The sequence below is a fragment of the Streptomyces sp. RLA131 genome, from assembly GCF_056270125.1.
On record NZ_JBWDOQ010000002.1, the window covers coordinates 2,197,871 to 2,210,527 of the forward strand.

At 73.6% G+C, this 12,657-nt stretch carries 13 protein-coding genes and 1 riboswitch; of the genes, 7 read left to right on the plus strand and 6 right to left on the minus strand.

Annotated elements, in window-relative coordinates; translation table 11 throughout:
• Positions 1–14 precede the first annotated feature (14 nt).
• Both RWE79_RS10950 and RWE79_RS10955 read left to right on the plus strand, forming a co-directional pair.
• Entirely contained in the window at positions 15–620 is a 606-nt protein-coding gene (locus RWE79_RS10950) for a DUF4126 domain-containing protein (protein WP_475939848.1), read from the plus strand.
• A gap of 10 nt (positions 621–630) precedes the next feature.
• The gene (locus RWE79_RS10955) at positions 631–2,049 is read left to right on the plus strand and encodes a phytoene desaturase family protein (RefSeq protein ID WP_475939849.1); all 1,419 of its coding nucleotides are present in this window, start codon (positions 631–633) and stop codon (positions 2,047–2,049) included.
• Between the two features lie 76 nt (positions 2,050–2,125).
• Here the strand turns inward: RWE79_RS10955 and RWE79_RS10960 are convergent, their stop codons facing one another.
• The 5 genes from RWE79_RS10960 to RWE79_RS10980 form a co-directional block, all read right to left on the minus strand.
• Positions 2,126–3,067: a hypothetical protein gene (locus RWE79_RS10960; protein ID WP_475939850.1), complete on the minus strand. Its 942-nt coding sequence runs from the start codon at positions 3,065–3,067 to the stop codon at positions 2,126–2,128.
• 74 nt (positions 3,068–3,141) lie between these two features.
• Positions 3,142–4,059: a methylenetetrahydrofolate reductase [NAD(P)H] gene (gene metF / locus RWE79_RS10965; RefSeq protein ID WP_475939851.1), complete on the minus strand. Its 918-nt coding sequence runs from the start codon at positions 4,057–4,059 to the stop codon at positions 3,142–3,144.
• Between the two features lie 80 nt (positions 4,060–4,139).
• Positions 4,140–4,793, minus strand: coding sequence for a thiamine phosphate synthase (gene thiE, locus RWE79_RS10970; RefSeq protein WP_475939852.1), 654 nt, complete (start codon positions 4,791–4,793; stop codon positions 4,140–4,142).
• Positions 4,790–5,155: an Rv2175c family DNA-binding protein gene (locus RWE79_RS10975; RefSeq protein ID WP_475939853.1), complete on the minus strand. Its 366-nt coding sequence runs from the start codon at positions 5,153–5,155 to the stop codon at positions 4,790–4,792. The genes thiE and RWE79_RS10975 overlap by 4 nt, the downstream gene beginning before the upstream one ends.
• A 46-nt stretch (positions 5,156–5,201) precedes the next feature.
• Complete coding sequence (locus tag RWE79_RS10980; protein WP_475939854.1) at positions 5,202–6,410, minus strand: NAD(P)/FAD-dependent oxidoreductase; 1,209 nt, start codon at positions 6,408–6,410, stop codon at positions 5,202–5,204.
• 71 nt (positions 6,411–6,481) lie between these two features.
• Positions 6,482–6,594: riboswitch (TPP riboswitch) on the plus strand.
• Here RWE79_RS10980 and thiO point away from each other — a divergent pair.
• The 5 genes from thiO (at position 6,583) to RWE79_RS11005 (ending at position 10,695) form a co-directional block, all read left to right on the plus strand.
• Positions 6,583–7,758, plus strand: coding sequence for a glycine oxidase ThiO (gene thiO / locus RWE79_RS10985; protein ID WP_475939855.1), 1,176 nt, complete (start codon positions 6,583–6,585; stop codon positions 7,756–7,758). It overlaps the preceding riboswitch by 12 nt.
• The gene (thiS, locus tag RWE79_RS10990) at positions 7,755–7,964 is read left to right on the plus strand and encodes a sulfur carrier protein ThiS (protein WP_475939856.1); all 210 of its coding nucleotides are present in this window, start codon (positions 7,755–7,757) and stop codon (positions 7,962–7,964) included. Before thiO ends, thiS begins: the two co-directional genes overlap by 4 nt.
• Before the next feature lie 9 nt (positions 7,965–7,973).
• Complete coding sequence (locus RWE79_RS10995; RefSeq protein ID WP_475939857.1) at positions 7,974–8,801, plus strand: thiazole synthase; 828 nt, start codon at positions 7,974–7,976, stop codon at positions 8,799–8,801.
• 117 nt (positions 8,802–8,918) lie between these two features.
• Complete coding sequence (locus RWE79_RS11000; protein ID WP_475939858.1) at positions 8,919–9,947, plus strand: 6-phosphofructokinase; 1,029 nt, start codon at positions 8,919–8,921, stop codon at positions 9,945–9,947.
• Between the two features lie 142 nt (positions 9,948–10,089).
• Positions 10,090–10,695: a uridine kinase family protein gene (locus RWE79_RS11005; protein WP_475939859.1), complete on the plus strand. Its 606-nt coding sequence runs from the start codon at positions 10,090–10,092 to the stop codon at positions 10,693–10,695.
• Here the strand turns inward: RWE79_RS11005 and RWE79_RS11010 are convergent.
• Positions 10,679–12,586, minus strand: coding sequence for a chorismate-binding protein (locus RWE79_RS11010; RefSeq protein ID WP_475939860.1), 1,908 nt, complete (start codon positions 12,584–12,586; stop codon positions 10,679–10,681). The genes RWE79_RS11005 and RWE79_RS11010 overlap by 17 nt on opposite strands.
• Positions 12,587–12,657 lie beyond the last annotated feature (71 nt).

The following is a 12,657-nucleotide window of genomic DNA, read 5'->3' on the forward strand; positions in this document are numbered from 1 at the left end:
GGTACGGTTCGCTCATGTCGGTTCTTCCGCTCGTTTTCACCAGCGGCTGGGCGAGCGGGATCAACGCCTACGCCGTCGTCCTTCTGCTCGGCCTGATGGGTGCCACCGGCGTCAGCGACGAGGTGCCCGCCGCGCTGGAGCGGCCGGATGTGCTGGTCGTCGCCGGGGTGCTGTTCCTGGTCGAGGCGGTCGCCGACAAGATCCCGTACGTGGACACCGCCTGGGACGTCGTCCACACCGTGATCCGCCCGATCGCGGGCGGTGTGGTGGCCGCGCTCCTGGCCGGGCACGACGGCTCGCTGCCGCAGCTCGCGGCGGCCGCCGTCGGCGGGACAACGGCACTGGCCAGCCATCTGGTCAAGGCCGGGGTGCGGATGGGTGTCAACACCTCCCCCGAGCCGGCCAGCAACATCATCGTCAGTGTCGCCGAGGACCTCGGCGTCTCGGGGATCATCGTCCTCGCCCTCTTCCACCCCCTCCCGGCCGCGATCGTCGCGGGCACCGCGCTGGTGCTCGGCGTGCTGACGGTGATCTTCATAATGTCCCGGATCCGCCGCTACTGGCGGCGCTGGACGGCCCGCCGGGAAGCCCGGCGGCAGCGGCAGCAGGCCCCCGTATAGAGTCCCGGGCATGGCACGTATCGCGGTGATCGGCGCGGGTATGGGCGCCCTGGCGGCGGCGGCCCGGCTCGGCACCGGCGGCCACCGCGTGACGGTCTACGAGCGCTCGGCGTCCTACGGGGGCGGCGTCGGGCGGTACGAGCGGGACGGCTTCGTCTTCGACACCGGGCCCGGGCTGCTGCATCTGCCGGCCGTCTACCGCGACCTGTTCGTCAAGACCGGCAAGGAGCCCCTGGAGAGCCTCGTCGGCCTGGTCCAGGTCGACCCGGCCGTCCGGCATGTCTTCGCCGACGGCACGGCGGTCTCGCTGCCGAACGCCTCGCGGGCCGGTGTCGTCGCCGCCCTGGACGCGGCGATCGGGCCGGGCGCCGGCGAGCGCTGGGCCGAACTGCTCGGCCGCGCCCGGGAGGTCTGGGAGGCCACCCGCCGGCCGCTGCTGGAGGACACCCTTCCCACCGGCCCCACCGGCCCCGCCGCGGTGTTCCGGGACCCGTATCCGGCCCCGCCGGTGCGGCGCGGGCTCCTCCGGCGCGGCACGCCCACCCTGGCCGAGGTCGCCGCCCGTGAGCTGGGCGAGCCGCGGCTGATCGCGATGCTGGAGCACCACGCGGCGGCCTACGGCTTCGATCCGGCCAGCGCGCCGGCGAGCGCGGCCGTCCTGCCGTACATGGAGCACACCTTCGGCACCTGGTACGTCCGCGGCGGCATGCGCGCGCTGGCGGAGGCGGTGTACGAGCGCTGCGTGGCGCGGGGCGTGACCTTCCGCTTCGGGGCGGAGGCCGTCGCGGTGGTGGAGAAGGCGGGGCGCGCGGCGGGCGTCGAACTGGCCGACGGCACACGGGAGGACGCGGACGTGGTGATCGCGGGGGCGCCCGGCATCGCCACCGCGGCGGGCGGGCCGGCCGAGGGTCCGGTCGCCGGACCGGCGGGCGGACCGGCGGGCGGCGCCCGGCACTTCGCCGTGCTGCTGGCCCTGCGCGGCGGCCGCCCGGACGGTACCGCCCACCGCACGGTGGTCCACGGCGGGGACGGGCTCGCGGTGACCGTGCTGCGGCCCGACGACGCCACGGTACGGCCGGACGACGGGCACGAGGCGGTCACCCTGACGGTGAACGTGCCCCCGGGGGCCACCGGCGGGGCGGAGAGCCTCGCCGACCGGGTCCAGGCCTCGGCCGCGGCGGCCCTGCCCGCTCTGCGGCTGCCGGAACGGCTGCTCTGGCGGCATGTCCACAGCACCGGCGACGCCCTGGCCCGGCCTGCCCTCGCGGGCGCCGGCGGCGCCTTCCTGCTGCCGCCCAACCGCACCCCGCTGCCCGGCCTCTACCGCGTCGGCGGCCGGGCGCACCCGGGCGGCGGCCTCGCCCACACCGGCATGTCCGGCGCGATCGTCGCCGACCTCGTCGCGGGTGGCCCGGGCGGCAGCCGCTAGCGCGGTGCCTGACGCGGCGCCCGCGATGGTGCACCGGGTCCGTCCGGTGGCCGCGCGCCCCGGTGCACGGTCGCGGTCAGAAGCGGTACGGGTCGTACGGGTCGGCGTACTGCGGCTGGTCCGGCTGCTGCTGGGGCTGCTGCTGCGGGGGGATCCAGGGCTGCTGCTGCTGAGTGCCGTCGGGCTCGTTCCCCGGCTGCTGGGGGACCCAGACGCCACCGGCGGGCGTGTCGTAGCCGTACTGGCCGTTCTGGCCGTTCTGAGGGGGCTGGCCGTTCTGGGGGGCGTACGGGTCGGCGTAGGCGGCCGGGTCGTAGCCGTAGGTCTGCTGCGAGGCGTCCCAGCCGCCGTACTGCTGCTGCTGGTCCTGTCCCTGGTCCTGTCCCTGTCCCTGGCCGTAGGAGGCCGCGGCGGGCTGCTGCTCGGCGGACCAGTCGCTGCCGTACCCCTGGGCGCCGTAGCCCTCGTAGCCGCCGCTGGTGTACGGGTCGGGGGTGTAGGAGGACTGGCCGTCGTAGAGCGGGAGTTCGCCGCTGTCGTCGTGCATGGGCGTCGGCTGGTAGATCTGCCCGGAGTCGAAGCTTCCGTAGGCGGCGGTCTGCTCGGCCGCGGTCTCCACGGGCCCGGCGGACATCGGCTCGTCGTAGCCGGCGGGGGCGGCGTCCTGCTCACGGGCACCGCCCTTGCGGCGGCGGCGGGCGGCGGCCCGGCCCGTCGGCTCCGCCTCCTCGGCCTCCTCGGCCGGCGGAGCCGCGTCGGGTCGCCGGCCCTTGATGGCCCAGCCCTCGGCGAAGCCCTTGCGGTAGGAGAGGGTGACGAAGGTCTGGCCGGTCGCGAACGCGACGGCGCCGACGCCGATGACCACCACCGCGGGGAGGTAGACGCCGAAGACCACACCGAGGAAGCCGGCGAAGGCCAGCAGCCGCCAGCGCAGCCGCGCCTTGTACTGGAGCAGCACCTCGCCCAGCAGCCACAGCGCGACCACGCCGAACGCGATGTAGAGCACCGTGTAGCCCATGCCGCACTTCCTCACCGTTCACCGTCGGTGGCCCCGACGGGCGGCGGCCCCGCCCCTCATGACCTCTTCAGGACCTAGGCCCTCTGGTGCAGTCCCAGATTCTCGTAGATTTCCAGTGACGCCGTGGAGTGATTCAGGGTAATGAAGTGCAGTCCCGGGATCTCCTCGGCCATGAGCCGACGGCACATCTCGGTCGCGTATTCGACCCCGATCGCCCGCACCGCGGCCGGATCGTCCTTGACGGCGAGGATACGGTCCGCGAGCTCCGGGGGGAAAGGCGCGTTCCCCAGCTGTGCGAAGCGCTCGATCTGCCGCACGTTGGTCACGGGCATGATCTCGGGGATGATCGGAGTGACGCAGCCTGCGGCGTCGACCCGCTCACGCAGTCGCAGATAGTCCTCGGCGCGGAAGAACATCTGGGTGATGGCGTAGTCCGCACCGGCCCGGCACTTGTCGACAAAGTGACGGGTGTCACTTTCCCAGTCGGTCGAGCGCGGGTGCATCTCGGTGAAAGCGGCCACCCCCACGCAGAAGTCGCCGGACTCCTTGATCAGCCGCACCAGGTCGGCGGCGTAGTGGACCCCGCTGGGGTGCGGGACCCACTCCCCCATCGGGTCGTCCGGCGGGTCGCCGCGCACCGCGAGCACATTACGGATTCCGGCGTCGGCGTACTGGCCGATGATGTTGCGCAGCTCGGCGACGGAGTGGTTGACGGCCGTCAGATGGGCGACCGGGGTCAGCGTGGTGTCGGAGACGATCCGTTCGGTGGCCCGCACCGTACCCTCGCGGGACTTGCCGCCCGCCCCGTAGGTCACGGAGACGAAGGTCGGGCCCACCGCCTCGATCCGGCGGATGGCGTTCCACAGGGTGCGTTCACCCTTGTCGGTGCGGGGCGCCATGAACTCGAAGGAGTACGACCGCTGGCCGGAGGCGAGCAGCTCACGGATGGTGACCGCACGATCGGTCCTGGTGGATGCTGTGCCAAGGGCCATGCGCTTCAGGCTAACCGGGCTGGTGGGCAGTCCCAACCGATGGCGACATTTTGTCCACGCCTTGGGACGGCCGTCCCATCCTATGCACGCTCGCGGACCCGCTTCGCCAGCTCGGCCGCCACCGCCGCCGGATCCGCCGCCTCGGTCAGGGCCCGGACCACCACGATCCGCCGGGCCCCGGCGTCCAGCACCTCGTCCAGGTCGGCCAGGTCGATGCCGCCGATCGCGAACCACGGGCGGCCGGTGCCCAGGGAGGCGGCGTACCGGACCAGGTCCAGGCCCGGGGCGGGGCGCCCCGGCTTGGTCGGGGTCGGCCAGACCGGCCCGGCGCAGAAGTAGTCCGCACCGGGCTCCACGGCGGCCGCGGCCACCTCGGACCGGGTGTGGCAGGACCGTCCCACCAGCACCTGGTCGGAGGAGCCGCCGAGGATCGCGCGGGCGGCCGGCACCGGCAGGTCGCCCTGCCCCAGGTGCAGTACGTCCGCGCCGGCCGCGTGGGCGACGTCCGCCCGGTCGTTGACCGCGAGCAACTTGCCGTGCCTCGCGCAGGCGTCGGCCAGGGCCGCGAGGTGCTCCAGCTCCTCGCGGGCCTCGATGCCCTTGTCGCGCAGCTGGATGACGTCCACACCTGAGGAGAGCACCGCGTCCGCGAAGGCCGCCAGGTCGCCCTGGCGGCGGCGGGCGTCGGTGCACAGGTAGAGCCGGGCGTCGGCGAGCTGCGCGACGGCGCTCATACGGCGAGCGCCTGGGCCCGGCGCTTGACCTCGGTGCCTCGGTTCTCGCGCAGGGCCTGCGCCGGGGTGCCGGGCAGGCTGGGGTCGGGGGTGAACAGCCACTCCAGGGCCTCTTCGTCGCTGAACCCGTCGTCCTTGAGCAGGGTCAGCGTGCCGGCGAGGCCCTTCACGATCTTTCCGTCGCCGATGAAGTCGGCCGGAACCATCAGGACCCGGTTCTCACCGCGGCGCACCGCGATCAGCTGGCCTTCCTTGATCAGCGGCCGGATCCGGGTCACCTCCAGGCCGAGGCGCTCGGCGACATCGGGAAGGGTCAGCCAGGACGGTACGAGGGAGTCAAACTTTGCATCGATCTCGGTCACGTGGACAAGCCTGCCATCCCGGACCGACAGTCGGATACCGCATCGCCTAGAGAACGGCCGTCTTCAGCGGTACCGCCGGGTCGGCCGCCAGCTTGTGGTCCAGTCGGACGCCGCGCTCGATGAGCTTGCGGCCCTGGGCCAGGTCCCGGGGCCGGCCGACGGTCAGCAGGGCGGTGAGAACGCCGTCTCGCAGCCAGCAGACCGACCAGGCCGGGCCGTCCGGGTCACCGCGCAGCAGCATGGTGCCGGCGCCCGCGTGGTGCCCGGCGTACTGCAGGAAGCGGCCGAACTGCTCGGACCAGAAGTACGGCACCGGGTCGTAGCGCGCGTCGCCGTCGAGCAGGTTCGCGGCGGCCACCCGGGGGCCCTGAAGGGCGTTGTCCCAGTGGTGGATCAGCAGCCGCCGCCGGTAGCGGGCGGAGGGGAAGGACACGCAGTCCCCGACCGCGTACACGTCCGGGACGGAGGTGCGCAGCCGGTCGTCCGCCAGCACCGAACGGTCGCCCGGGTCCAGCGCCACCCCCGAGCCGGCCAGCCAGTCCGTGGCCGGGCGGGCGCCCACGCCCACCACGACGGCCGCGGCCGGCAGCCGGGTCCCGTCGGCCAGCAGGACCTCCCCCGGCCGCACTTCGGCGACGCCGGCGCCCGTACGCAGCTCCACGCCCGCCTCCGCGTACCAGTGCCGCATCCGATCGCCGATCTCGCCCGGCAGCACGCCCGCCAGCGGCCGGTCCGCCGCCTCCACCACGGTGACCGCGCAGCCCGCCTGCCGGGCCGCCGTCGCGAACTCGGCGCCGATCCAGCCCGCGCCGACCACCACCACGTCCTGCCGGGCGTCCAGGACGGCGCGCAGCGCGAGCGCGTCGTCCAGCGTGCGCAGCAGGTACTGGCCGGCGGCCGGGCCGGGCATCCGTACCGGGGCCGCCCCGGTCGCGATCACCAGCCGGTCGTACGGCACCGGGCCCTCGTCGGTGGTGACCTGACGGCCGACCGGGTCCAGGGCACGTACCCGGCGGCCGAGCAGCAGTTCCACGTCGAGTGCGGCGAAGTCGACGTCGAACGAGGCCCCTTCGGCCGCGGCGGCCCCCAGCAGGACCGCCTTCGACAGCGGTGGCCGGTCGTAGGGCGCGTGCGGCTCCTCGCCGAGCAGGGTGATCCCGCCCGTCCAGCCCTCCTCCCGCAGGGACACCGCGGTCTGGACCCCGGCCATTCCGGCCCCGACGACAAGGGCGCGCTGTGCTGTGCGGCTGCTCACGGGATCACCGTAGCGCCGGGACCGACCCGGGGGCTCGAAGCGTCGGCGGCGCCGTACTAGGGTGGCGGGGCAAACGCACTCGCGGGAGTCCGGGCGGACCGGGCTGAGAGGGCGGCTGGCCGGCCGCCGACCGTACGAACCTGATCCGGGTCATGCCGGCGAAGGGAGCAGGATGCCCACGCATCGGTATGACGTCGTGGTGGTCGGCGGCGGGATCATCGGGCTCGTGACCGCCTGGCGGGCGGCCCAGCGCGGCCTGAGCACGGCGGTGGCCGACCCGCGCCCCGGCGGCGGGGCGGCGCGGGTGGCGGCCGGGATGCTGGCGGCGGTCACCGAACTGCAGTACGGCGAGCAGACGCTGCTCGAACTCAACCTCGCCTCGGCGGCCCGCTACGCGCACTTCGCGGCCGAGCTGGGCGAGGCGACGGGGATGGACCTGGGCTACCGGCGCTGCGGCACGCTCGCGGTGGCGCTGGACGCCGACGACCGGGCGCAGCTGCGCGAACTGCACGCCTTCCAGAGCCGTCTGGGGCTGGAGTCGCAGTGGCTGAGCGGCCGGGAGTGCCGCCGTCTGGAGCCGATGCTGGCACCGGGGGTGCGGGGCGGGCTGCGGGTGGACGGCGACCACCAGATCGATCCGCGCAGGCTGGCCGAGGCGCTGCTGCGGGCGGCCGAGGGGGCGGGCGTCGCCGTCCACCGCTCGGAGGTGGCCCGGGTCGAGGTCGGGGCGGGCCGGGCGCGCGGCGTCGGGCTGCGCGACGGGACCCGGCTGGAGGCCGGGCAGACCGTGCTGGCCGCGGGGAGCCTGAGCGGCACCGTGGCGGGGGTGCCCCCGGAACTGCTGCCGCCGGTGCGCCCGGTCAAGGGCCAGGTGCTGCGACTGCGGATCCCGGCGGCGCACGCGCCGTTCCTGTCACGCACCGTACGGGCGGTGGTGCGCGGCGGCCATGTCTACCTGGTGCCGCGCGAGAACGGTGAGCTGGTGGTGGGCGCGACCAGTGAGGAGCTGGGCTGGGACACGACGGTGACCGCGGGCGGGGTGTACGAACTGCTGCGTGACGCCCATGAGCTGGTGCCGGGCATCACCGAACTGCCGCTGACCGAGACGCTGGCGGGGCTGCGCCCGGGGTCCCCGGACAACGCGCCGATGCTGGGCCCGAGCGGACTGCCCGGGCTGATGCTGGCCACCGGCCACCACCGCAACGGCGTGCTGCTCACGCCGGTCACCGGCGACATCATGGCCGAGCTGCTGACCGGCGGCGAAGTCCCGCCGCTGGCACGGCACTTCTCCCCGGCCCGCTTCCTCACCCGGCAGGCCACCCGACAGGAACAGGAACAGCCCGCATGACGCACGTGATCTCCGTGAACGGCGAGGCCCGCGAGCTTCCGGACACCGGACTCACCCTGGACCGGCTGGTGGCGACCCTGACCGCCGCGCGCTCCGGGGTGGCCGCCGCGCTCAACGAGACCGTGGTGCCGCGCGGCCAGTGGCCGGCCACCGCACTCCACGACGGGGACCGGGTCGAGGTCCTGACCGCGGTCCAGGGAGGCTGATCCGCCGCCATGGCAGACGATCCGCTGACGATCGGCGGCAGCGCCTTCGGCTCCCGCCTGATCATGGGCACCGGCGGCGCGCCCAGCCTGGAGGTCATGGAGCAGGCGCTGCTCGCCTCCGGCACCGAACTGACCACCGTCGCCATGCGGCGCCTGGACCCGACGGTGAAGGGGTCGGTGCTGTCGCTGCTGGCCGGGCACGGCATCCGGGTGCTCCCCAACACCGCCGGCTGTTTCACCGCCGGCGAGGCCGTGCTGACCGCCCGGCTGGCCCGTGAGGCCCTCGGCACGGACTGGGTGAAGCTCGAAGTGGTCGCCGACGAGCGGACCCTGCTGCCCGACACCGTCGAACTCCTCGACGCCGCCGAGATCCTGGTGGACGACGGCTTCACCGTCCTGCCGTACACCAACGACGACCCGGTCGTGGCGCGCCGGCTGGAGGACGCCGGCTGCGCCGCGATCATGCCGCTGGGCTCGCCCATCGGCTCCGGGCTGGGCATCCGCAACCCGCACAACTTCCAGCTCATCGTCGAGCGCGCGTCCGTCCCGGTGATCCTGGACGCCGGTGCCGGCACAGCCTCCGACGTGGCCCTGGCCATGGAACTGGGGTGCGCGGCCGTGATGCTGGCCTCGGCCGTGACCCGCGCCCAGGAGCCGGTGCTGATGGCGGGCGCGATGCGGCACGCCGTGGAGGCCGGCCGGCTGGCGTACCGGGCGGGCCGTATCCCGAGGCGGCTCTACGCGCAGGCGTCGTCGCCGGTGGAGGGGGTCGCGGCCTTCGACCCGGAGGCCCCCGCGTTCTCCCCCCGTACGGGTGAAATCACCGCCCGGCCGTAGCCCAACCGCCCCATGATCCCGGCCGATTCACCCGACCGCCCCTCCCTGGTGTGACGCGGATCACGCTAGCGTTGCCGCATCGTCAACCTTGTCAGCGTCGACAAAAGGGAGAGATCCATGCGGGTCGGAGTACTGACCGGCGGCGGTGACTGCCCCGGGCTCAATGCGGTCATCCGCGGCATCGTCCGCAAGGGTGCGCAGGAGTACGGCTACGACTTCATCGGCTTCAGGGACGGCTGGCGCGGCCCGCTCGAAGGGGACACGGTGCCGCTGGACATCCCGGCGGTGCGCGGCATCCTGCCGCGCGGCGGCACCATCCTCGGGTCGTCCCGCACCAACCCGCTCAAGGCGGAGAACGGCATCCGGCGGGTCAAGGACAACCTCGCCAAGTACGAGGTGGAGGCGCTGGTCGTGATCGGCGGCGAGGACACCCTCGGCGTGGCGACCACACTGGCCGACGAGTACGGCATCGCCTGCGTCGGCGTCCCCAAGACCATCGACAACGACCTGGCCGCCACCGACTACACCTTCGGTTTCGACACCGCCGTCAACATCGCGACGGAGGCCATCGACCGTCTCCACACCACCGCCGAGTCGCACATGCGCGTCCTGGTCGTCGAGGTGATGGGCCGGCACGCCGGCTGGATCGCCCTGCACTCCGGGCTGGCCGGCGGCGCCAACGTCATCCTCATCCCCGAGCAGCGCTTCGACGTCGACCAGGTCTGCGCCTGGGTCGAGAGCCGCTTCAAGATCCGTTACGCGCCCATCGTGGTGGTCGCCGAGGGCGCGATGCCCAAGGACGGCGAGGCGGTCCTCAAGGACGGCACCCTCGACTCGTTCGGCCATGTACGGCTGTCCGGGGTCGGCGAATGGCTGGCGAAGGAGATCGAGAAGCGCACCGGCAAGGAGGCCAGGACCACCGTCCTGGGCCATGTGCAGCGCGGCGGCACACCCAGCGCCTTCGACCGCTGGCTTGCCACCCGCTTCGGGCTGCACGCCATCGAGGCGGTGCGCGACCGGGACTTCGGGAAGATGGTCGCGCTGCGCGGGACGGACATCGTACGGGTGCCGCTGGCCGCCGCGACATCCCATATCAAAACGGTCGATCCCAAGCTCTACGCCGAGGCCGGCGTCTTCTTCGGGTAACCCCTTCGGTAAACACATCGTTTCCCCGGCGACCTCACAGCTTTCCCTGCTTGCCATCGGAGATCAGGCGGCCGTACATTCCCTCCACCCGGCTTGTCCGGCCGCTTCGTAATCCCCCCTTGAGCAGCTGAGGAGCGCCCGGATGACGGGTGTACTGGCGGTCGCAGGCGGCACCGCATCCGGCAAGTCCACCCTTGCCGAAGCGCTGGCGCTGCAGCACCCCGAGACCATCGCACTGGTCCATCTCGACGACTTCTACGTGCCCGCGCAGGATCCGCTGCGCGGCGTGTGGACGGTCAGTGCCAACGGCTATCCGGTCCTGGACTGGAACCATCCCGGATCGATCGACGAGGCCGCGGCCGGGGCGGCGATCGACGCCGCCCGCGCCCGGCCCGGCGTACGGCTGGTCGTGGTCGAGGGCCTGTTCGCGCTGACGATCCGCTCGGTCGCCGCCCGCGCGACCTGGCGGGTGTACGTGGACACCCCCGACGACGTACGGCTGGCGCGCAAGATCCTCCGCAAGATCGAGGTGCAGCGGCAGGACCCCCGGGTGTCGCTGCTGAACTACCTGGAGACCGGGAGGGAACGGCATGCCTCGCATGTCGCCCCCTCCCGGGCCCTGGCCGATCTCGTCATCGACGGGACGGCCTGTGAGTACGAGATGCTGGCGTCGGTGATGATGCTGATCGGCCCGGTGCTGCGCGAGCGGCCCGCCCTGGACGCCTCCGCCTTCAGCGAGACGGCGTGAGCACCCCGCCCAGCAGCTCGGCCACGATCCGGGTGCCGTCCAGGGTCAGGACCGACTCCGGGTGGAACTGGACACCGGCGAAGCCCGGCCCGCGCATGGCGTGGACGTCGCCGGTGGCCGGGTCACGGCTCAGCTCGACATGGCGCGCGGCCAGCTCCTCGGCGGTGCCGTCGTCGGCGCGCGCGGTGAAGGAGTTGTAGAAGCCGACGGTCTCGGGCCGCCCGAAGAAGTCGATGCCCTTCTGGGCGCCCTGGAACGGCTCCTCCTTGCGCACGATCTCCATGCCCAGCTCGGCCGCGATCAGCTCCTGGCCGAGGCACACCCCGAGCAGCCCGTGCGCGTGCCGCTTCACGAGGTCGGCGGTGAGCGTGCGCAGGAAGCGCATCTTCGGGTCGGTGGTGTCGGCGGGGTTGCCCGGGCCGGGACCGAGGACGACGGGGCCCTCGTGCGCGAGGGCGGCCTCGCGCAGCCCCGGCTCGTCGTAGCGGCGGACGGTCACGTCGTAGCCGCAGGAGCGCAGGACGTGCCCCAGCATCGCGGTGAAGGTGTCCTCGCCGTCGACCACCAGGGCATGGCCGCCGCCGGCCGCCGGCCGGGACTCCTCGGTCTGCATCCGCAGCCAGAACGGCGCGAGGCCGGCCCGCCGCGCGTCCAGGGCGGCCCGCACCCGGGGGTCGTCGGCCAGCCGCGGGCGGGGGCCCGCCTCGTGCCGTACCGGCGCCGGCACCACGCCGAGCGCGCTGAGCACCCCGGCGGCCTTGGCCCGGGTCTCGGCGACTTCGGCGTACGGGTTGGAGTGACGTACCAGCGTGGCCCCCACCGGCACCTTGAGCCGCCCGTCGGGCGCGATGTCGGCGGTACGGATCAGGATCGGCGAGTCCAGGGTCTGCGCACCGCCCTCGTCACGGCCGATCAGCGCCAGGGCGCCGCCGTAGTAGCCCCGGCCCCCGGGCTCGTGGCGCTCGATGACCCGGCAGGCGTTCTGCACGGGCGAGCCGGTGACGGTCGCGGCGAACATCGTCTCGCGCAGCACGTCCCGTACGTCCATGGTGCTGCGGCCGCGCAGCTCGTACTCGGTGTGCGCCAGGTGCGCCATCTCCTTGAGGCGGGGTCCGACCACGACGCCGCCCCGCGGGCAGACCGCGGACATCATCTTCAGTTCCTCGTCGACCACCATGGTCAGCTCCTCCACCTCCTTGGCGTCGCCGAGGAAGGCCAGCAGCCCGTCGGCGTCGGGGCCGGTGGAGGGGTAGCGGTAGGTGCCGCTGATCGGGTTCATCACGACCGTGCCGCCGGAGACCCGGACGTGCACCTCGGGGCTGGCGCCGACCAGGGTGCGGTCGGGGGTGTGCACCACATACGTCCAGTAGGCACCGCGTTCGCCGCTGAGCAGCCGCCGGAACAGGGCCAGGGCGTCCGCCGCCCCGAAGTCCGGGATCCGGGCCCTGAAGGTCCGCCGGATCACGAAGTTGGCGCCCTCGCCCCGGCCGATCTCGTCCTCGATGACCCGCCCGACGATGTCGGCGTAGGCGTCGGCGTCGATGTCGAAGCCGCCGCTGGTGACCTGGACGTCGTGCACGGGCAGCGCGGCCAGCGCCTCGGCCAGTGGCAGCTCGTGCGCCTCCTCCGCCCGCAGCACCGCCAGAGGCGTGCCGTCGTCCCGTACGTCGAAGCCGCGCTCGGCGATCTGCCGGAACGGGACCAGCGCCAGCACGGGCAGGCCGGGATCGGCCGGCAGCGGGAGGTCGGCCAGCCGTTCGGCGGTGGTCACCGGGCCGGTCAGCACCTCGACGGTGTCCGCGTCCCGGCCGGGCGTACGGCGGCGGAGCAGGGCGAAGGGCGGGGCGGTGGGAGAGAGCAGACGCTCGATGAGCGGGTGGTGCTGCTGCACGGCGGTTCCTTCCGGTGTGAGCGGGAGGGAGCGGCCGGCTGCGGAAACGCCGAAGGCCGCCCCTGGGGCGG

What these genes read in the sequence shown, in the direction of transcription:
- RWE79_RS11005 (WP_475939859.1), top strand. Translation starts at nt 10,090, where the DNA reads ATGACGGGTGTACTGGCGGTCGCAGGCGGCACCGCATCCGGCAAGTCC.
- RWE79_RS11000 (WP_475939858.1), top strand. Translation starts at nt 8,919, where the DNA reads ATGCGGGTCGGAGTACTGACCGGCGGCGGTGACTGCCCCGGGCTCAAT.
- RWE79_RS10950 (WP_475939848.1), top strand. Translation starts at nt 15, where the DNA reads ATGTCGGTTCTTCCGCTCGTTTTCACCAGCGGCTGGGCGAGCGGGATC.
- RWE79_RS10995 (WP_475939857.1), top strand. Translation starts at nt 7,974, where the DNA reads ATGGCAGACGATCCGCTGACGATCGGCGGCAGCGCCTTCGGCTCCCGC.
- RWE79_RS10955 (WP_475939849.1), top strand. Translation starts at nt 631, where the DNA reads ATGGCACGTATCGCGGTGATCGGCGCGGGTATGGGCGCCCTGGCGGCG.
- metF (WP_475939851.1), bottom strand. Translation starts at nt 4,059, where the DNA reads ATGGCCCTTGGCACAGCATCCACCAGGACCGATCGTGCGGTCACCATC.
- RWE79_RS10960 (WP_475939850.1), bottom strand. Translation starts at nt 3,067, where the DNA reads ATGGGCTACACGGTGCTCTACATCGCGTTCGGCGTGGTCGCGCTGTGG.
- thiE (WP_475939852.1), bottom strand. Translation starts at nt 4,793, where the DNA reads ATGAGCGCCGTCGCGCAGCTCGCCGACGCCCGGCTCTACCTGTGCACC.
- thiS (WP_475939856.1), top strand. Translation starts at nt 7,755, where the DNA reads ATGACGCACGTGATCTCCGTGAACGGCGAGGCCCGCGAGCTTCCGGAC.
- thiO (WP_475939855.1), top strand. Translation starts at nt 6,583, where the DNA reads ATGCCCACGCATCGGTATGACGTCGTGGTGGTCGGCGGCGGGATCATC.